At 60.9% G+C, this 19301-nt stretch carries 14 protein-coding genes; 3 read left to right on the top strand and 11 right to left on the bottom strand.

Annotated elements, in window-relative coordinates; genetic code table 11:
• Window positions 1-22: 22 nt before the first annotated feature.
• Window positions 23-1519, top strand: coding sequence for a CHASE2 domain-containing protein (locus tag G3N95_RS27195; protein WP_205973180.1), 1497 nt, complete (start codon window positions 23-25; stop codon window positions 1517-1519).
• Between the two features lie 52 nt (window positions 1520-1571).
• Here the strand turns inward: G3N95_RS27195 and G3N95_RS27190 are convergent, their stop codons facing one another.
• The 5 genes from G3N95_RS27190 to G3N95_RS27170 all read right to left on the bottom strand — a co-directional run bounded on the left by G3N95_RS27190 (window position 1572) and on the right by G3N95_RS27170 (window position 6971).
• Window positions 1572-1853: a hypothetical protein gene (locus G3N95_RS27190; protein ID WP_205973179.1), complete on the bottom strand. Its 282-nt coding sequence runs from the start codon at window positions 1851-1853 to the stop codon at window positions 1572-1574.
• A gap of 472 nt (window positions 1854-2325) precedes the next feature.
• On the bottom strand, window positions 2326-3489 hold the full coding sequence (locus G3N95_RS27185) for a hypothetical protein (RefSeq protein WP_205973255.1): 1164 nt from the start codon (window positions 3487-3489) through the stop codon (window positions 2326-2328).
• Window positions 3490-3627: 138 nt separating this feature from the next.
• A complete protein-coding gene (locus G3N95_RS27180) occupies window positions 3628-3966 on the bottom strand; it encodes a hypothetical protein (RefSeq protein WP_205973178.1) in 339 nt (112 codons plus the stop codon).
• Window positions 3967-4098: 132 nt separating this feature from the next.
• Complete coding sequence (locus G3N95_RS27175) at window positions 4099-5475, bottom strand: undecaprenyl-phosphate glucose phosphotransferase (protein ID WP_205973177.1); 1377 nt, start codon at window positions 5473-5475, stop codon at window positions 4099-4101.
• Window positions 5476-5516: 41 nt separating this feature from the next.
• Window positions 5517-6971, bottom strand: coding sequence for a mannose-1-phosphate guanylyltransferase/mannose-6-phosphate isomerase (locus G3N95_RS27170; protein WP_346778418.1), 1455 nt, complete (start codon window positions 6969-6971; stop codon window positions 5517-5519).
• Between the two features lie 796 nt (window positions 6972-7767).
• Here G3N95_RS27170 and G3N95_RS27165 point away from each other — a divergent pair.
• Both G3N95_RS27165 and G3N95_RS27160 read left to right on the top strand, forming a co-directional pair.
• Window positions 7768-9075: an O-antigen ligase family protein gene (locus tag G3N95_RS27165; protein WP_205973174.1), complete on the top strand. Its 1308-nt coding sequence runs from the start codon at window positions 7768-7770 to the stop codon at window positions 9073-9075.
• 28 nt (window positions 9076-9103) lie between these two features.
• Window positions 9104-9733: a phosphatase PAP2 family protein gene (locus G3N95_RS27160; RefSeq protein WP_205973172.1), complete on the top strand. Its 630-nt coding sequence runs from the start codon at window positions 9104-9106 to the stop codon at window positions 9731-9733.
• Window positions 9734-9754: 21 nt separating this feature from the next.
• On the opposite strand, the gene G3N95_RS27155 is transcribed toward G3N95_RS27160, so the two are convergent.
• The 6 genes from G3N95_RS27155 to G3N95_RS27130 form a co-directional block, all read right to left on the bottom strand.
• Window positions 9755-10948 (bottom strand): glycosyltransferase family 4 protein, encoded by a 1194-nt coding sequence (locus G3N95_RS27155; RefSeq protein WP_205973170.1) that lies wholly within the window; start codon window positions 10946-10948, stop codon window positions 9755-9757.
• 59 nt (window positions 10949-11007) lie between these two features.
• Window positions 11008-12324 carry a lipopolysaccharide biosynthesis protein gene (locus G3N95_RS27150; RefSeq protein ID WP_205973168.1) on the bottom strand — a complete coding sequence of 439 codons (1317 nt, stop codon included), beginning with the start codon at window positions 12322-12324 and terminating at the stop codon, window positions 11008-11010.
• Between the two features lie 40 nt (window positions 12325-12364).
• Window positions 12365-13375, bottom strand: coding sequence for a glycosyltransferase family A protein (locus G3N95_RS27145; protein ID WP_205973167.1), 1011 nt, complete (start codon window positions 13373-13375; stop codon window positions 12365-12367).
• Between the two features lie 97 nt (window positions 13376-13472).
• The gene (locus G3N95_RS27140; protein WP_205973166.1) at window positions 13473-14921 is read right to left on the bottom strand and encodes a hypothetical protein; all 1449 of its coding nucleotides are present in this window, start codon (window positions 14919-14921) and stop codon (window positions 13473-13475) included.
• A gap of 19 nt (window positions 14922-14940) precedes the next feature.
• On the bottom strand, window positions 14941-16056 hold the full coding sequence (locus G3N95_RS27135; protein WP_205973165.1) for a glycosyltransferase family 1 protein: 1116 nt from the start codon (window positions 16054-16056) through the stop codon (window positions 14941-14943).
• A 74-nt stretch (window positions 16057-16130) separates the two neighbouring features.
• A complete protein-coding gene (locus G3N95_RS27130; protein WP_241018977.1) occupies window positions 16131-18473 on the bottom strand; it encodes a polysaccharide biosynthesis tyrosine autokinase in 2343 nt (780 codons plus the stop codon).
• Window positions 18474-19301 lie beyond the last annotated feature (828 nt).

Genomic DNA, 19301 nt, shown 5'->3' with positions numbered 1-19301 from the left:
GCATTGACGTGCCGTTGATCAGATGAAACGTTTGAGCACCGCCTGGCAGACGTATTTCCGCAAGCTGTTGAAGGCGGGACAAGGGCGCCCCGTGGCGCTCGCGGTGCTGTTCGGACTGAGCCTGCTCAACCTGTATAGCGAGTGGCCCGGCGGCATTGCGCGTCCGGCCGTCTTCGACCGATTCGACGATTTCATCCCGGACTCATTCAACTCGGCGCGGCAACTGCTGTTCGATCATTATCAGCGGCGCTTTCCGCGTGTGCCGGCTTCGCAGCCCGTGACCATCGTCGCGATCGACGACAAGACGCTTGCCGCCGTCGGCCAATGGCCGTGGCCGCGTAACCGGCTGGCCAGTCTGGTCGATGCGATCGCCGCCCAGAAGCCGCTTGCGATCGGCCTCGACCTCTACATGCCCGAAGCGGATCAGACCTCGCCCGACAAGGTGGCCGACAACCTGCCCGCTTCGGCCGCCGCGCTCGCCGCCGGTTTGCGCGCGCTGCCGAGCCACGAGACGATTCTCGCGGAAGCATTACGCGCCGCGCCGTCCGTGCTCGGTGCGGCCGCCGTCGATCACGCCGCGTTCGATACCAGCACCGATCTGCGCAGCGCACCGATTCTCGTGCATGGCGTCGATCCGCTGAACCATGTGAAACGATATGGCTATGTGCTCGCGAGCCTGCCTGAATTGCAGGCGGCCGCGCGCGGCCAGGCGATGTTGAACGTCGCGCTGGAACAAGGCACGGTGCGGCGCATTCCGCTGATTCTGGGGCTGGGCGACAAGCTGGTGCCGTGCATGCCGATCGAGATGCTGCGCGTCGTCACGCGCTCGGCGGCTGTCGATGTGTATGCGGACGCGGCGGGCATGGAGTCGGTCGGTGTCGCCGATGTTCAGGTGCCCACGCAGCCCGACGGCGACATCTGGCTGCATTTCGCGTCCATGCGTTCGACACAGCATCGCTATGTATCGGCCCGCGACGTACTGCAAGGACAGGTCGATCCCGAGCGCTTCCGCAACAAGCTCGTGCTGGTCGGACTGACGGGCACAGGTCTCACCGATATGCGCACGACCGCGCTGGGCGAACTGGTTCCGGGCATCGAAATCCAGGCTCAGATCATCGAGACGATTTTCGAAGGGCGTTTCCTGCGGCGTCCCGTCTGGGTCAAATGGGCCGAGACGCTGTTCGTGCTCGGCTTCGGGATGCTGATCATCTGGTATCTGCCGCACACCGATTCGAGACTCGCAGCGTTCGTGCGCACTGTGCCGAAGGCGACCGCGATCATCGGTGTCGTGCTGAATCTGCTGTTGCTCGCGAGCTGCCTGCTGCTGTTCAAGCTCTTCGGTTTGCTGGTCGATGCCGCGTCGATCTTCATCATCCTGTCTGCCGTGATGGGCTGCTTCTTCTCGACCGCATTGCTCGACAGTGCGCAAACCTTGCGCGATGCGCTGCTCTCGCGCCCGACCAGAGCCAAAGCGCCGGAACAGGCGCCGGCCGCACAACCCGTCCGCCATCCCGAGTGACGAACATCGCGCATCGCGAAGCGCCTCGACACGGCGCTTCGCGACGTGCGGATCAGCTTCCGCTATAGACCTGATCGTGGCGGTCGGCGGGTGCGCGACGGCCGGACTGCGTCGTCATGGTTTCGTCGCCGCCGACGGCCGCACGGTTTTCATCGGCAGCACTGGCCTGCGCTGCTTCAGCAGCCAGAGTCTGCGCGGATTGACCCGCCTGCGACGCAGGTGCGCCGGCATCCGGACGATAGTAAGGCGAAGGACCATAACCGCTTGCGAAAGCGGGGGCAGCGAGCGAGGCAGCGCTTGCGGCGAGTACGGCAACGATGATTTTCGATTTCATACGGACTCCAAATAGACAAAAGAACGCCTTGACGCGTTGCGCTCACGCTGCGCGTCAATGTTCGACGTGGATGGGACGATGTGTACGGCCGCGATGCGGCACGCTAACAAAGAGGCTCAAACAGACAACACTTTCTCGAACTCTTCACGAACTCTGATCAATGCTGCTGACGCGGTGGCAAAACGCCGGACCGGTCGTCGTTGCGCCCGCGGCTAACAATGCACGGCTTGTGCCAGTCGAGCGCGGGTTAACGTGCGACTCACGTCGGACGTTGCAAGGTGCCTGAAAACAAAGGAGATAAACGCGCCGCGCAATGGGTCTGATCATTCGCAGCGCGTGGATCGATGTCGGGATCTGGCCAACGAATCGCGGATGCATGTCCGTCATCGCCCAACAAAAAAACCGGCCGCGAGAACCGCGCATTGCGCGCGGACATCGCGGCCGGTTTCAGCGGCTCACCGAAACGCCGGCGTTATTGCGGCTCGTACCAGGAGTAAGTCGCGAGCGTATTCACTTGTGAGCCGATCTGCAGCGTGATGTCGCGGTGCGAAATCAACTCGATATCGCGCGGATCGCCCTCGTAGCGGCGCACATCGCCGTTGTCGTTGACATAGGCGACCACCGTTCCCGTCACACCCGCCACATTCGTTTTCGACAGCGTTTGCCCCCAGATGTCGAAGAACTGACCCAGCGTGAAGGTCTTCACGTTCGGCGTTTCGATGTGGATGATCCCGGTATGGTCGTGCGTGTGCATCTCGTAGTTGCACTGCGACAGAATACCGATGTTCTGCGGCAACGCGAGCCACTGCCCGTTGTTGATGATGGCCAGATGCGCGTGCACGTGATACGTCTCGGCCATGCCCGACGCGCAGACGAGACCGTCGACATCGGCGCCCGTTCCTCCCGACGAGGTGCTGCCGTCCTGCCAATGCACAGTGCCGACCGTGCCGCCGAAGCTGAGCACCGTCTGGTTCGGATCGAAGGAAGGCGGATCGGTCCACGTGAACGTGGGAATCTGGCCGAGCGGCGTGCCGATCTGTATCGACACTTCGCCATGCGGCGGCAGCACGAGGTTCGCGGGATCACCCGTGTATTTCGACAGCTGGCCGCCGTTGTTCACGTAGATGGTGATCGGCATTCCCGTCAGTCCAGCGACGTTGCTCGACGTGAGCGGCTGCCCCCAGATCGCGAAGAACTGGCCGAGCGTATAGGACGCACCCGTGCTTGCATCCATGCGGATCTTGCCCGATTCGTCGTCGGTGTGTACGGGATACGCGCAGCCCGTTTGTGCCGCCAGCGTCGGAGCCACGGCGCCGATGTTCGTCGGCAGTGCGAGCGCCCTGCCGTTCAGATAGATCGCCACATGCGAATAGGTGTAGATGTTGCCGCGCGCACCGCAATTCAGACCGCTGACTGCCTGGCCCGTTCCGCCCGATTGCGTCGAACCCGCGTCCCAATAGTCGTCGCCGACCTTGGCGCCGTCGGCGAGCGCCGTTGCGTTCGCCAGCGCCGGCTCGCTGCTGCTCGCATTAGGCGATCCCGGTGACGAGCTGGACCCTCCTCCGCCTCCACCGCAACTCGCCAACATCAGGATGGCGCCAAACGTGACGATCCGTGAAACGATGCCATACGACATATCGAACTCCGCGTGATTGAATAGAGCGAGCCCCGCGCCGATTCCCGGCATCGACGCCAGGCGAATGCGCGTGAATGCTATTCGCGGAACGAGCCCGCGTTCAGCACGCGTTTTAGCCTTTTTTTAAGCCTTGTTTTATTAGCCTTTGCGGCGAGCGCTATTGGCGAGCGCCTTCATCCGCCGCAACACGGAGGACAACATGCCTTCGTGAGTATTCTGTTTAGCCTGACGATGCGGCATGCGTTGCAGGTCTTCCCAGTCGGTTTCCAGCGAACGCGCATGGCCGGCGGCCGTATAAGGCCACACGGCTGCCGACGCTCTCACCATGCGCGTCGGCGCGCTCTCCGGCACCCGGCCTTGCGTGCTGTCGAGATAAGCGTTGATCGCGGAAGCCTCCCGCTCGGCGGCTTCACGCGACAACGTGGCAACGAAGTCGTCCAGCCCTTCGATATGAATGCACCAAAGCTCCTCGCTCAAGGCGCGTTCCTGATGAAGGGCGGCTCGATCTTCGCTCTGCGCATCGTGCCGCTCACTGCGCTCCGCTCGAATCGACGACTTTTCCAACCTGATTGCATGAGTCATGTTTGGCGCACCTGCGTTCCTCTACGCTCAATACGCGTTCTGATGAGAAATGCCCTTGAAGATGGTCGCGAGGATGATCCGCACGTCCAGTGCAAAGGACCAGTTCCGCAGATAGTAGAGATCGTGCTCGACACGTCCTTCCATCTTCTCCAGCCGATCCGTTTCGCCGCGGTAACCGTTGATCTGCGCCCAGCCGGTGATGCCGGGCTTGATACGGTAACGATGGATATAGCCCGACACGACGTTCTGATAGAGGTCGTCATGTTCCAGTGCGTGCGGACGCGGTCCCACCACCGACATATCGCCGCACAGCACGTTGAAGAATTGCGGCAGCTCGTCGAGACTCGTGCGCCGCAGGAAGCCGCCCACACGCGTGATGCGCGGATCGTTGCGCGTGGCCTGCTTGAGGACACCCGCCTTCTGCTCATGCAGACGCATCGTGCGGAACTTGTAGATCGTGAAGACGCGGCCATCCGCGCCCTTGCGCTGCTGCCTGAAGAACACCGGTCCTCTCGAACTCAGCTTCACGGCGATCGCACATCCCAGCAGAATCGGGGAAATTGCCAGCAATGCAGCCAGCGCGAACAGACGGTCGAACAGATCCTTCTTGACCATTGCGTTAGGCGGCAGCGGCGAAGCGGCGAGATTGATCGTCGGTTGATCCAGCAGACTCGTGACGCTGCCTTCGAACAACGCAAGCGCACGCACGTCCGGCATGAAGCGGATGTTGATCAGATCATTGCGAAATTCGTCGACGAGCTTCAGGATCGCGCGTTCTTCCGTCAAAGGCAGCGCAAGCCAGACTTCGCCGATGTTCTGATCGCGCACATATCGCGCGAATGCCTTCTGCTCAGTGAAGGTCGGGACGGCCGAGCCCTTCTTCGACTCCGGGCTCAGATCGTAGACCGCCCAAGGCCGGAAACCGGATTCGGCCGCGCCTTCCATCTTGTGAATGATGTCGTTGCAATGGTCTCCACACGCCGCGATGGCGACAGGCTGCAAATCGATTCCCGCATGGCGCACGCGTCCAATCAGACTATGGATGACGAGGCGGCTGATGATGAGCCCGCTGCCCGACAGAGCCGTCCAGTAGACGAACCACAGACGCGACACGAAGTCGATCCGGTGCAGCGAAAACATCAGGGCCATCGCGCAGCCTTGCACGATCAGCCAGCCCAGGGCCACCTGACCCGTCAGTACGCGTTTGGAACGCCCGCGCCATGATTGATACACGCCGAGCGCGGGAAATACCGCGAGTGAGAATGCCGCAGCAAACGCGACGAACGCCAGGTAAAAGCCACGCTGGGAAACGTCGTCGAAGCGGATTTGCGACGCCACCAGCGCACCCGCCACGATCAGCGCGACGTCGAATAGCCTCGCTAGCAGACCTGTCAATGCACGCATCACAACCCCTCTTTCACACCATACATGTTCACGACAGCCGCTCAGTTGCAGCGACCGTACTTGTCATCGAAACGGACGATGTCGTCTTCACCCAGATACGCGCCCGATTGAACCTCGATGATTTGCAGCGGAACATGGCCGGGGTTCTCGAGACGGTGCTGCACGCCGATCGGGATGTAGGTCGACTGATTCTCTGTCAGCAAGAACTGTTCTTCGCCGCGCGTCACGAGTGCCGTACCGCATACGACGACCCAATGCTCGGCGCGATGGTGATGCATCTGCAGCGAGAGCCGTGCACCAGGATTCACGACGATTCGCTTGACCTGGAAGCGTTCGCCGTTATCGATCGAATCGTAAAAACCCCATGGACGCCGTACTTTTCGATGATTGTCGGCTTCGGGCGCATTCGTCTGGCGGATGCGCGACACGAGTCCCTTCACGTCCTGCACATGCGAGCGATCGGCAACGAGCACGGCATCGTCCGTTTCGACGACGACGAGATCGCTGGTGCCCACGCACGCAACGAGCCTGCCGCCCTGCGAACGCGCATACGTGGTCGTTGCGCCTTCCATCAGCACACGGCCGTTCGCCACGTTGCCGAACTCGTCCTTCTCCATCGCTTCCCACACGGCGTCCCACGAGCCGAGATCGGACCAGCCTGCCTCGAGCGGCACCACGACGCCGATGAAAGGCGAATCGGGCTTGCCGAGGTGCTCCATCACCGCGTAGTCGATCGAATCGGAAGGCGACTGCGCGAACGCGTCCGCACCCGGTGCGATGTAGCCGTTATCACGTTTGGCGTTTTCATACGCCTGCACACACGCGCGGTACATGTCAGGCTGAAAAATCTTCAACGCTGCAAGCCATACCGACGCACGCACGACGAACATGCCGCTGTTCCACCAGTAGCCGCCCGACGCAACGTATTGCGCCGCCAGTTCGGCTGCGGGCTTTTCGACGAAGCGGTCGATGTGATGCGCGCCATCCTGCAACTGCGCGCCGAGGCGGATATAGCCGAAGCCGGTGTCCGCTCGCGTCGGCGGAACACCGAGCGTGGCGATCTCGCCTGCCTGTGCATGCTGTGCGGCGATTTCGATTGCCTGATGCAATGCAGGCACGTCCGAAATCGCGTGATCGGCAGGCATCGCGACGAGGATCGGATCGTCGCCGTCGCTGCTTGCAGTCAATGCGGCGAGCGTCAACGCAGGCGCCGTATCACGCCGCGCCGGTTCGACGACGACACGAGGCTTAACGCCACAATCGCTGGCCTGTTCGGAGGTCACATAGAAGTGCTCGACGCCGCATACGATCACGGGTTCCGCTGCCACGTCCCACGTTTTCGTGAAGCCGTCCATACGCTTCATCGTGGCCTGCAGCAGCGACTGGTCGCCGACGACATCGATCAGCTGTTTCGGATATTGCTCACGCGATACCGGCCACAGCCGCGTACCGGATCCGCCAGCGAGAATGACCTGCACGAGCCGACGTGAATCGATCGCCGTTTCGGCCGCAACAGCGGCGTTGTGTTGTTCGGCATGAGTGGTTCGTTTGTCCACTTTCAATCTCCCTGGTGTTCAAGTCCGATCCTCATCGCCCGTTACTGTCAGGACGAAGTCCATAGGATCCAACCATCGTTTTTGACTGACATCTTCCGCGTGGATCATTCAGCTATCGACGCGGGATTGTGTTGACTGCGGACCGCACAGGCCGCGAATGGCGGACGGCTCGCATGTGTCTGAGCGCATCCGGTACGCGTCGTGCTCGCGCAACCATTGGCAGATGAATTGAAAGACCGAAGATCCGGTGCAGAGGGATAAAACGATGCTGTTTTAAACGACCCAATGCGACCGCATTCGACTCGACCTGAGATAGATGATAGACACCTTACGCTGCGCTACAGCATCTCTGGCGCGAACGGTTGATGTTATGGCATATGACGCTTAGCCTTTCGGATCGAGCCTATGATTTGGCGAATCTATCTTTTTTGAAAACCGATTTGAGCTTGGAAATATAGGGGTTTTCGTGATACGTTGCGTATAGAAGGTGTTCAATGCTCTTCATTGAAGCAGACTGCAAGTGCCGCCATTCCGGCTTGATTGGCGCGTTGCAGAAGCCACATTTCCCAGATGTGGGGAACACCACACGTCAAAGCAGGTCACAACCCTGTTCGGCCCGGCCAAATCGAACACTCGATGGCTCGCCACGCGCAGTGTCGGATACATGCGTATCCATCATTGACATGCGCCGCTTTCCACCAGTGGATGTGCACAATCAATCTTCACGAGAGTCGAAATGGCTTATATATCGGTATTGGCGCTATTCCTGACGGTCACGAATCTGATACCTGTGAGCGCAGTGGGATTTTTGCCGATCATATTCTGCGCATGGCGCTTTTTCGGAAGAAGCTACCCATCGTTCATGGGTCCGCTCACTGCGCTCACACTATTCATCCTGGCGTCAACGCTCCTTTATGATCCACATTCGCTGACCGAATTCGAGTTCTATCGGCGCGACGGCAACTATTTCATTTCCTATGCGCCGATTTTCGCGGGCTGCGTGTATGCGCACCGCTGGGATATGAACAAGATGCTGCGCGCGTTCTTCGTATTCGCGGTGCTGATCAATATTCCGCCGTACATGCTGTATCTCGCGCAGAACGGTTTGCTCGCCATTTTCAAGAATCCCGGCGACAGCTTCGGCAGCTTTTTCATCGCACGTAACGCTGCGGGCGGCTTCCTCGCGATGCTGTTCTGCCTCGGCGTTGCGTGCTATCTCCAGCGGCGCAGCAGGATCATGCTCATGCTGATCGGCCTTAATGGGCTGATGCTCTTCTCCACCTATAGTCGCGGCTCGCTGCTGGGCGCGCTTGCCATCCTTCCGTATTTGTATTTCGGCCGCAAGCGCCTGATTCTCGCGTCGCTGATGTCGTGTCTCGTGGTCGCGTCCCTTGCGATGGCGCTGTATCACACGCGGGGCAACGTCGACTATATGGGCTACACGTTCTCGATCCAGAACGCGGATGCCAAGGTCGCGAATCTCGACATTCGCTACGAATGGCTGTGGCCGAGAGCGCTGGCCTACTTCCGCCAGAGCCCGATTGTCGGCATGGGATTCGGCTCGTTCGACGATACGATCCGCAATGTCACGTCCTACTTCGGCGTGCTTTCCGTGCCATCGGATATCGTCATCGAGCATAGCGACTCGCACGCACACAACTCCTATCTGAACTTCCTCGCCGAGCTTGGCGTGGTCGGTCTCACACTGGTGTTGAGCTTTTACTGGAAGCTCATCAAGTGGTGTCAGAATGGCGCCGCGCGCGCCGCACTGGTCGAACACGGGCAGAACTTCACGGCCTACCGCTTCGTCGAGCTCTCGTCCGTATGCCTGCTCGTGATGGCAGCGACGGAACACCGGCTCGTTGCACCGTCGAACGTGCTGGTTCTCTCTCTCGTGATTTCGCTGCTGCTCGCGTCGCGACCCGTGCGCGTGTTCAAGCCGGTAAGCGAACCGCGCGTGGTGCGTCCAAAGCCGCCCTATCGCGAGCACGTACAACCCGCCTACCCCACTGCTGCGACGGGCCGAAGCGTGCCCGGCTCGTAAAGCGAACGCAAGGAAGCCAAGCTTCAATATGTGGAAAATCGATCCGTGGACCGTCTATTCCAACGTCGGCGATGCCGCCGTCACGCTGCCCGTCGCCATCGTATGCGCGATCTGGCTTGCCAAGACTGACTCACGCCTCGCTTTGCGCTGGGCGTTGACGCTGGGCTGCGCGATGCTGCCCGTCGGCGCAACCAAGATCGCGTATTACGCGTGGCACGTGTCATTGCCGCTCGCGAACTTCCGCGTGATCAGCGGCCATACGATGCTATCCACGGCCGTGTGGTCAGTCGCGCTCGCCTTGCAGTTCAAATGGTGGCGCCTGCCCGCATTGCCGGGCATCGTGATGGGTCTGATAGTGGGCGCGTTGACGGGTGCTTCACGCGTGCACGGTCATTCGCACTCGGTCGCGGAGGTCGTAGTGGGTTGGGTTCTGGGCTCGATCGCGGCGACCGTGTTTCTGCGCACGGCGCTTCGCGTCGACTACAGGCCGTTTCGGCCCGTGTGGTCGACGCTCTGCCTGCTCGTCGTGTCGGCGTTGGCGTATGGACACACAGCGCCGTTTCAGGATCTCATCGAGGAGCACTCCCCGACGCTTGGAGCCCATACACCGGGGATCGTGCGCGCGCTTTCGCTCGCGCGTTTTCGCGACCACGGCTGAGTAGCCCCGGCCGGCATTCAATCACACGAGCAGATGCCGCTCGCGTTCCTCATCCTTGACTGACGCTTCTTCTTCCACGGGATACGGCAGCGTCGGATCGACGAAACTGTCGGGCATGCGCGCATCGATGAACGACATCAACGCCGTCTTGAACCTCTCCGACGAGAACCGCTCCGCGTTTCTGCGGCATTGACGCGCGTCGAACAGCCCCGAGTACTTCTCGAAACGGTCCACCGCTTCCAGCAGCGATTCAGTGGTCTGCTCCTTGAAGAACACGCCTGTCGGCCGTTCGCGCGGCAAGCCGAGCACCGACTCGAGCGCGCCGCCCCGGCCGAACGCAACGACCGGTGTGCCGCACGCCTGCGCTTCCACGACTGAAATGCCGAAATCCTCTTCGGCCGCGAACACGAATGCACGCGCGCGCTGCAAATGATCGACGAGCACGTCGAACGGCTGGTGACCGAGAATCGTCACGTTATCGCCTGCAGCGGCCTTGACCTTCTTCATATCCGGACCATCGCCGATCACCACCAGCCGGCGTTCCGGCGTCTGCGAAAAAGCCTTCACGATCAGGTCGATGCGCTTGTACGGCACCATGCGCGACGCCGTCACGTAGAAGTCGTCCTTCTTCTCGCGCAGCGGCATATGGCTCAGATCGACGGGAGGATAGATCACCGTCGCGTCGCGCTGATAGGCCTTCCTGATGCGCCGTGCAATGAACTTCGAATTGGCGAGAAGATGATCGACGCCATTCGCGGAGCGCGAATCCCAGCCGCGAATATAGTGCAGCAACACGCGCGCCATCGCCGACTTGAGACCCGCCGTCAGATGCGACTCTCGCAGGTACTGATGCTGCAAATCCCACGCATAGCGGATGGGCGAATGCACGTAGCTCACGTGCATCTGGTTCGGCCCCGTCAGCACGCCCTTCGCTACCGCATGCGAACTCGAAATGACGAGATCGTACGCGGAGAGATCGAGCTGCTCGATCGCGATGGGCATCAGGGGCAAATACGCCCGATAGCGCTTGCGCGCAAAGGGCAGCCGCTGAATGAACGACGTGTTGACCGGTTTGCCCTTGATGCAGGCCCGGTCTTCCATGAAGTCGACCAGCGAAAACAGGTCCGCGTTCGGGAAGCATTCGATTATGTTCTGCAGCACTTTCTCCGCGCCGCCCGATACCACCAACCAGTCGTGAACAATGGCAACTTTCACCGCGACCTCCCTGTTCTCGTTCAATCCATCCGTAGCTTTCTGCACCGTCTTCTCAAGCATCAATCGTCCTTGCCCGCACCCGCTCCACCTCTCGCGCCCCACGCCACACGCGCCATTGCAATGGCACGCCCGGCCCCGGGCACGAGCGTGATCAGTTCGAGCCGGATCATGATGGTCAACAACATCATCGAGAGCGACAGCTCGCCTATCACACGAGCGAATGCCATGCCTTCTGCGCCGTAGCGCGGCGCGAGCCAAAGCGCCATCAACAGATTCGTGACGCCGGATGCGGCGCCCGCAATCGCAAGCAGGCGATCCTTCTTGCGCGGCACGAACACATAGAACGCCGCGAATTCGTTGAAGGCCGCGAACGGGAACATCCATGCAAAGCACTGCAACACGTGAGCGCTCGGTGTAAATGCTTCTCCGAGAATCAACGGCAGCACGAATGGGGACAATGCCAGCGCGCCGCAGAAGACCAGCAATCCGTAGCCCAGCAGCAGCGTTGCACCGCGCCGCGTGGTGGCGTGGGCGCCCGCCTTGTCGCCTTGGGCCAACTGACGCGAAATGGTCGGAATGAAAACTTGCGACGCAGGTCCCATCAGGCTCAAGCCGATCGTCGCAAAGCGTTCGGCCGCGCCGAAGTAGCCGACCTGAGCGGGCGTGGAGAGCAGCGTCAACAGATACGTCGACGATGCAGTGAGCACGACCGAGCCCGACGAATAGCAGAAGAGCATCGTCGAGCCTTTCACGAGGTCCGTGATGCCCGCAAACGAAAGATGCGGCCGCCCGATCTGATACGTCGCCAGCCCGTATGAAATGCAGAGAGACAGCACGCCTGCCGTCAACAGACTCGCGACGACCCAGACCGAGTCCGCCGGACCGCGCACCAGAACCAGTACGAGCGCGAGACTCACCGCGAAACCGAACACCTCGATCATGATCGGCGTGCGGAAATGGTGACGTCCCTGATACAGCCAGCCCAGATTCAATGCCGACACGACACCCAGCGCCGTCGCCAGGAAGCCGATGAGAGGCCGCTCCGACAGCGTCGGCGAGCAGTACGTCGCGACGATGCCGATACAGCCGCCCAGCGCGCATAGCGCGAGGCGCGCGCTGGTGTGCAGCGAGTAAATGGCGTTGTATTCGCTATTGTTATGCGCCTTCGAAATCTCGCGCATGCCGACGAACGTGAAGCCATAGCTCGCCAGCATCCAGATGACGTTCATGAGCGACATCGCCGCGAGAACGCGCCCGTATTCGGCGACGCCCAGCACGCGTCCATAGAACGGCACGACGATGATGAGGTACACGTACCTCATCAGATAGCCGCCGTACACGAATGCTATGACGTTAGCGCTCTTCTTACCATCCATACCAGCCTCTCCTGTATCCGCGACGGTGCATGCCTGATGCCTATTGCCCGGCCGTGCTGCGACGCGCAAGCGGGTTGGTGATGTACCGGACCACGAAGTCGGAAAGCGGCGAATAAGGCAACAGGCAAAGACTCGACAGAAACAGCGTGCCCACTTTCTTTTTCAAACCCCAGAATGGATTCGCGACAATCGTGTGCCGATAGGCGCTCGAATCGTGCAGCATCCAGCGCCAGCGTGCGCCCAGCGACGCATGGTAGAGGCTCGAACCGAAGTAGGCCTTCTCGTGCGCGAAGTCATGAAATAACGGCGGCAATTCGAGATCCAGCCGGTCTTTGGCAATTTCGCGCAGCGTGACCCAACGTTCCTTGAACGCCTTCGGTGCTTTCTTGATCTGCTCCGAGTTCGCAAACGACACGCTCGGCGTCGCCGTGTGATGAACACGGTATGCGCCTAGCGATTGCGTCAACGTAGCGACGGGACCGACGAGCGCGGCGCCATAGATCGCGTAAAAGTCGGCGCCATAGCGGTTGATGCCGCCTTCAGGCACGGGAAAGACCGCCTTCAGCGCCTTCACGCTATAGGCGTTGCCCGACGCGGGCGGCGACGGATAAAGCCAGCCATCCCTCAACAGGCGGCCGCAGTCGGCGGGCGGCTCGGTGTGCGGCACGTGCGCACCCGTCTGATTGCCCGCCTCGTCGATCACGTCGAGACGGAACTGGACCTTTGCGAGACCGCCCTCCTCGAACTTGCGCATCACTTCGGTCACGACGCCGGAATACAGCACGTCGTCCGAGTCGAGGAAGATCACATACTCGGTATCGGCAATTTCGACGCCGAGGTTATAGGCGGACACCTGTCCGCCGTTTTCCTTGAACACAGCCGACACGCGCGAGCCGTATTGCTCGATGATGGCTCGCGAGCCGTCAGTCGATCCGTCATCGATGACGATCACCCGTGTGCCGGGATAGTCCTGCGCCAATGCGGAATCGATCGCTTCGGCGAGGAAGCGTTCGTAGTTGTAGTTGCAAATGACGATGGCAATCTGTTTCATAAAGCCTCGTAGCGATAAATAGGATCAGCCGGCAATCGAATCTGTTTTCGGGAATCGGACACGCAGGCCCGATCGATGCAAAAAGAACGCGTCTCCCTCAAGCTGACTTCCCCTGACCGGCACGCACGACGAGATACGCAAGGTGTCTCGGCTGCTTCCTGTCGGCGCCATTCATGTTGTCCGGCACTCGAAAACGTATGCTCATGCCGTCGTTATTCCAGTTCAGCGTGGCGTCATCCTTCGCAGCGGCCGTGCCCGTCAGCGCGTCGATGAAGAGCACCTGCGCGCCGCCCGAAGGCGGTGCGATACCCGATGCCTGCACCGTGCGCCAGCCCGAAGGCGCGCTCACCTGAATCACCATGTCCTTGTCGGATAGCAGTCCCGAGCCCGAGACCTCCGGACCGAAGTGGAGCGGCTGCGGCAACGGCGCCAGCGCGCCGGGAGCGGTCTGATTCAGAACGATCAGGCTTTGCCCCGACACGTTGTACGTCCGCGCGGGTGGGCCGCGATGCGTCAAGCGGAAAGGCTCGTAGCCGTCCCAGTGATAGACCATCGACACATACTTGTCCGGGTCGTCCCAGTTGCGCGCGAGAGCCCAGACCGCGAGCTCGAAGAAATAACGCGGCAGGTAGTGTTCATCGATCATGTACCTGTCGCCGATCTCCGTTTGCCACAAGCCGCGCGCGGGGCCCTGCTTGACATACCGGTCATACAGGCCGTCGAGATCCGAAACCGACATGTAATGCGTATCGAGGTAGTCGACCCAGTCGGCCATGCGCGCGTTCAGGCGCGGGCTTCTGTAATCGAGCCACTTGTCGAGGTTGTCGAGCCCGCCCTGATCGGGCCATCCGCCATACACGACATACCCGCCATGGCGGCGAACGATACGTGCAGCCGGAATGTGAATGCGTTCTACGTAATCCTGCATCGCCTGCTCGTAAGGACCGGAGCGGTGCTCGTCCTTGTCGAACTTCGGGCCATGCCAGAACGTCGCTTGCGGCAAGCCTCCCGACAGACGCCCTGCCGCCTCGTTCCATATCTGGAAGTGGCGCACGCCATAAGGCGCCGCGGAATACTTGCTGACCACCGCCTCCACATAGCGCTCCCAAGCCGACACATCTTGCGGCGCCGACTTCGTATCGCCGGGCACGCTTGCATTCCACTTCGGCGTATAGCCGAGGAACAGCAGCGATCGAATGCCGTTCTGGTTGTTGCGCAATATGACCGACGGCAGATCGCTGTCGTAGGCATTGCCCGTCTTGTCGACGCGCATCGTTTGCGTCGACGCATCAGGCTGCCCAGGTCCGACGGAACCACGGCCCCAACTGATGCCCATCTTTTGCCACATCGCGATGTCGGCAGCCGAGCCGGGCCAACCATTGGTGCCGATCAGGTCGGTCATCCTGCGGGGCGCGCGGGTGCCCGCCGGGCCCGATGCAGCCGCGTTGGCGGCCTCCGCGCACAAAGGCGTCACGCCCGCGCACGCGAGTGCCGCGAGCGTCGCCAGTACGCGTCTTCTGGAGGGCTGGTATGTGATTCGATCCATAGGCTGCCCCGTTCGCCGCTCAGCCCGCCGACACACGTGCCGACATCTCCGACACGGGCTCGCTCTCCTTGCCGTACAGCACATCGAGCAGCCTCTTGGCCGAGCGGTCCCAGCGATACTCGCGCGCATGCGCCATGCCTTTCGCGCGGTACTGCTGTCGAATCGCGCCGTGCGTCATCATCAGCGAGATCTTTTCCGTCATATCCGCCACCGACATCGCATCGCAGTACATCGCGGCATCGCCACATGCTTCAGGTATCGACGTGCGCGACGAAGCGATCACGGGACATCCGCAATACATCGCTTCGAGCGGCGGCAGTCCAAAGCCTTCATAGAGCGACGGAAACACCAGGCATCCCGCATGCTGATAGAGCGCCTTCAATTCGCCGTCGGTCACGAAGCCGGCCCAGATGACCTGCTTCGAGCGCGACATCGCCTCGAGTCCTTCATTGGCGAAGATGCGCTGATTGCTTCCGCCGACGATCACGAATCTGACGTCGCGCAAATGGCTCAGACCGGAGATCGCTTCGAGGACACGCTGCAGGTTCTTGCGCGGATCGAGACTGCCGACGATCACGCAATACGTGTCTTCCTTGAGCTGCAGCCGATCGAGCACGCCGGGGTCCGGCGCGACGCGATCGAGATGATCCGCTCCCGGCTGGATGACGGCAATGCGCGACTCGTCGATCTTCAGGTGATGACTGATGCGCCGCTTCGAAAACGCGGACACCGTCAACACGAGCGGCTCCATGCGAGGCAGGATCGAGAAGCACAGCCGGTACCACAGCAGAAACTTCTTCGAGAATCCGTTCGGCACGTCGTAGACGGCCATGTCGTGAACCATCACCACCTGCCGGCGCTTGAGGATGGGATTCGTGTTGCACAGATTGACGAGCGTGCGCCCTCGGGCCGCGATCGGGAGCGTGATCTGCTCCCACAGCGTGCCGCGCAGCCACGGAAAGCGCCGTTGCCGCTTGAGCGACGCGCCGGGTTCTCTCGCGTTTTGCGGCACGAAGATCTCCAGATCGCTGCCAGGGGATTCGCGCATCTGCATTGCTCGTGTGAGTTCATAAGCGACTCGCTGAACGCCCGTGATCGGCTGCGAAGTGAACTTGCCGTTGATCGCGAATGCCATGTGTTTCTCCGCCTCACGAAGTTGTACCGGTTGCCTTGCTTGCGTAAGGGACGTGCATCAGGGACAGCCCGCCGTCAGGCGGTTGTCTCGACGTCCCCGAAATCGCTCGCGTAGTTCGTCGCGTAGCCGTAGTTCTTCGTGCTGCGGCGCAACGGGATGCCGTTGAAGACCGCGCCTGCGACACGTCCGCCTGCGCGTTCGATCTTCTTGACCGTGTCGGCAATCTCTTCTTCCGATTGCATGCCGGAGCGCAGCACCAGCAGCGACGCACCCGCCTCGTTCGCGATGATCGAAGCGTCGGTCACGGCGAGGAACGGCGGCGTATCGACGATCACCAGATCGAAGTGATTGCTGAGCCGCTGCAGCACTTCCCTGAACCGAGGCCGCGTCAGCAATGCAGCGGGGTTCTCCGGGCGTGCGCCGCAGGACATGAAGGTCACGTTTTCGATACCGACATTGCGCATCGCGTCCCGTAGCGGCATCCGTTCGGCGAGCACTTCGGAGAGGCCGCCGCGATTGCTCTGGCTGAAGAACGCGGCAAGGTGCCCGCGACGCATGTCGGCGTCGACCAGTGCAACGCGCGCGCCCGCTTCCGCATGCAGCGTCGCGAGGTTCGCTGCGACAAAGCTCTTGCCCGCCGACGTGGTCGGGCCCGTCACCATCACGATGTTGTTGCGGGTGTGGACGAGATCGCGTGCCATTGCCGTGCGAACTGCACGCAGCGCCTCGACGGATGCGTCATGCGGATACCGCTCGGCAAGAATCTTGTTGCCCGAGTAGCCGAACGACGGATCGATCTTCTCGTCCGACGACGATTCGCTTCCATCCGCGTTACGCTGCACGGTCACCGCATTGCGTCCGGGCGCGCCCTGTAGCGGCTTTCGCGCGGATGCCGGCAAGCTGCGATCGAGCAGCGATTGCTGATGACTGAACAGCACTTCGCCGACGACGGGCACGCTCAGGCGGCGCTCCACATAGCGCGGGTCTGTCACGCCAACCAGCACGTGGCGACGCATGAAGACGAGGAACACACCCGACACGAGACCGAGCACGAAGCCACCCGGCAGCACGATCAGCGGATCGGGCTTGACGGGGCGATGCGGCCGCACGGCGGAATCGAGGATGTGCGCGCCACCCGTCGTGCTCGCGCGACGCACGGTCAGCTGCTCGGCCTTCTGCACCATGCCCATATAGACCGTCTCAGCGACCTTCTGCTGGCGAATCAGATCGACGCTTTCACGCTCGGACGCCGGCATGCCCTGGAAGCGGCCGTCGAACTCGGATTTCGTCTTCTTCAATTGCGCGAGCTGCGAGTCGATGCTCTGGATCCAGCGGCTGCCCGGCGCGTACTTGTCGAGCAACTGCGTACGTTGCAGTTCGAGACTCGCGATCTGCTTGTCGAGATCGAGACCGCCTTGCAAGTACGATTGCGCTTCTGCCGTCGGCTGCATCGAGTTGGCTTTCGCGCGGAACGTCTTGAGCGCTTCTTCCGACTTGCGCAAATCCGTGAGCAGTCGCGGCAATTCGCCCTTGATGAAGGTCAGCGTCTGCGTGTCGTTCACCTGACGGCTGGCTATTGCCGACGCGAGATACTGCTGGCCGAGCGCGTTCGCGACTTCAGCCGCTTTAGCCGGGCTCTTGTCGTTGTACTCGATCTGGATGAGACCGGAATCCTTCACCTTGTCGGTGATCTTCACGACATCCATGAAACGCTTGGTCGCGTCCACCTCGTTCCAGCGAATCACCTCAAAGCGCGTATCCGGACGAGCGGCGAGCTGATTGATCATCACCGAGACGCCGTTGCCTTCTGCAGGCTTGCCCACCGTGCCCTTGATCAGGAACTCGCCCGACGGGCCGAGCAGTTCATAGGCACCGTTGCCGAGCGCGACGAGACTCAGCTTCTCTTCTTCGAGCCCCTGCGGAACGTTCAGGTAGCCGAACTTGACGACTTCGCCACCCCATGCGAACGACTTGAGGCCGAGCCATGCGCCGTTCGGTTCGCCCGGCGTTGCAAACTTGTCCGCGATATCGCCGAGGATCGGCACACGGTGCGGTTTGACGGACACGTCGAAGCGGTACTTGTCGATCACGGGATCGAGCACCGAGCGGCTGCGCATCACGCCCATCTCCGTGCTCGGCGATGGCGCGGGAGGCGGAAGCTGCTCCTGGTTCTGAAGCGCAAGACCAAGCGCGTTCGCCTCGGGCGGATCGACGCGCACGAGCACGTCTGCCGAATAGATCGGCGTGGCGATGAGTTGGTACGCAACCGCAACGAGGAACACCACGACCGTGGCCGCGACGATCTCCCAGATGTGGTCCCGCATCAGGTTGAGCATCTCTCGACCGGTGAGCTGCCCGCGCTCAACCTCAGGGGCAACAGGAAGCGAGTTCGAGGGGAAATAATCCACGGGAATCATCCTTTGATAACCGGTTATCGAGCTGGCTGAGAAGCACGTGAGTCCACGACCGGATGGCGACACGAAGCCGCCGGACGGAACGCAACAGAATCTCGATCAGCCGTGCTCGGGCCGATGATGAGTTACAGGGACGGCTGACAGCAGCAACCGCGAGGCGTGAGAACGCCTGGATTGCCAAGGCCGTTTCAGAACGTCAGGACGAGAAGAGCAAGATGCTGGCGTGTTGGTTCATGCGCTATCCTTTTTCGTCACTGGCGATTGCGAAAAGCCCGCCGCTTCTCCCCTATGCGGGGACATGATCGAGTTCGCAAGACTTGTTCCTCTAAATCGACTTCCCTAAGGCAAGTCGCATGTCATGCGCGCTCGCGGCGTGAGCAATTCGCGTGAAGAGAGCTTCAGCAAATTTCAAGAATTGGCTTCTGATCCGGTAATCGCCTTTCCGTTGATGTTGCGATGAAGCATAGACGCGCAGATTTCGAATTAGTACAAACCCGGCTTAAATTCGGGTACTAATGGCCGATATCGTGGAACACGTTACATCCGCCATCGACCAAAGAAAGAGTTGTTGCGATCTGAAATTCGTGTAACAGAGTGATACGCATCGGCGCAAATCGCGTAACACAACGGTAGTGACAGTACATGCCCGCGCATTTCAGTCCGCGAAAACCCTGACTCGCCTGCGACCCTTATATGACAAGCCCCACCGGCGATATGACTCGCTTTTGACTCAGCAAAATCGGACATTTTCTCCCAGAAAATCTTGCCGCGATCAGCAAAAACACCAACCATTTAAATAACGCTGCACAGTAAAAATTTCCCAGACCCGAA

Source organism: Paraburkholderia sp. Tr-20389, assembly GCF_017104565.1.
Taxonomy (GTDB): domain Bacteria; phylum Pseudomonadota; class Gammaproteobacteria; order Burkholderiales; family Burkholderiaceae; genus Paraburkholderia.
Note: the sequence above shows the minus strand (reverse complement) of the source record. Positions and strands in the feature narration are given on the sequence as shown.

Excerpts from the sequence above, each read along its gene's own strand:
- G3N95_RS27175 (WP_205973177.1), bottom strand. The coding sequence starts at position 5,475 with ATGCGTGCATTGACAGGTCTGCTAGCGAGGCTATTCGACGTCGCGCTG.
- G3N95_RS27165 (WP_205973174.1), top strand. The coding sequence starts at position 7,768 with ATGGCTTATATATCGGTATTGGCGCTATTCCTGACGGTCACGAATCTG.
- G3N95_RS27130 (WP_241018977.1), bottom strand. The coding sequence starts at position 18,473 with ATGATTCCCGTGGATTATTTCCCCTCGAACTCGCTTCCTGTTGCCCCT.
- G3N95_RS27195 (WP_205973180.1), top strand. The coding sequence starts at position 23 with ATGAAACGTTTGAGCACCGCCTGGCAGACGTATTTCCGCAAGCTGTTG.
- G3N95_RS27145 (WP_205973167.1), bottom strand. The coding sequence starts at position 13,375 with ATGAAACAGATTGCCATCGTCATTTGCAACTACAACTACGAACGCTTC.
- G3N95_RS27140 (WP_205973166.1), bottom strand. The coding sequence starts at position 14,921 with ATGGATCGAATCACATACCAGCCCTCCAGAAGACGCGTACTGGCGACG.
- G3N95_RS27160 (WP_205973172.1), top strand. The coding sequence starts at position 9,104 with ATGTGGAAAATCGATCCGTGGACCGTCTATTCCAACGTCGGCGATGCC.
- G3N95_RS27150 (WP_205973168.1), bottom strand. The coding sequence starts at position 12,324 with ATGGATGGTAAGAAGAGCGCTAACGTCATAGCATTCGTGTACGGCGGC.
- G3N95_RS27135 (WP_205973165.1), bottom strand. The coding sequence starts at position 16,056 with ATGGCATTCGCGATCAACGGCAAGTTCACTTCGCAGCCGATCACGGGC.
- G3N95_RS27185 (WP_205973255.1), bottom strand. The coding sequence starts at position 3,489 with ATGTCGTATGGCATCGTTTCACGGATCGTCACGTTTGGCGCCATCCTG.
- G3N95_RS27190 (WP_205973179.1), bottom strand. The coding sequence starts at position 1,853 with ATGAAATCGAAAATCATCGTTGCCGTACTCGCCGCAAGCGCTGCCTCG.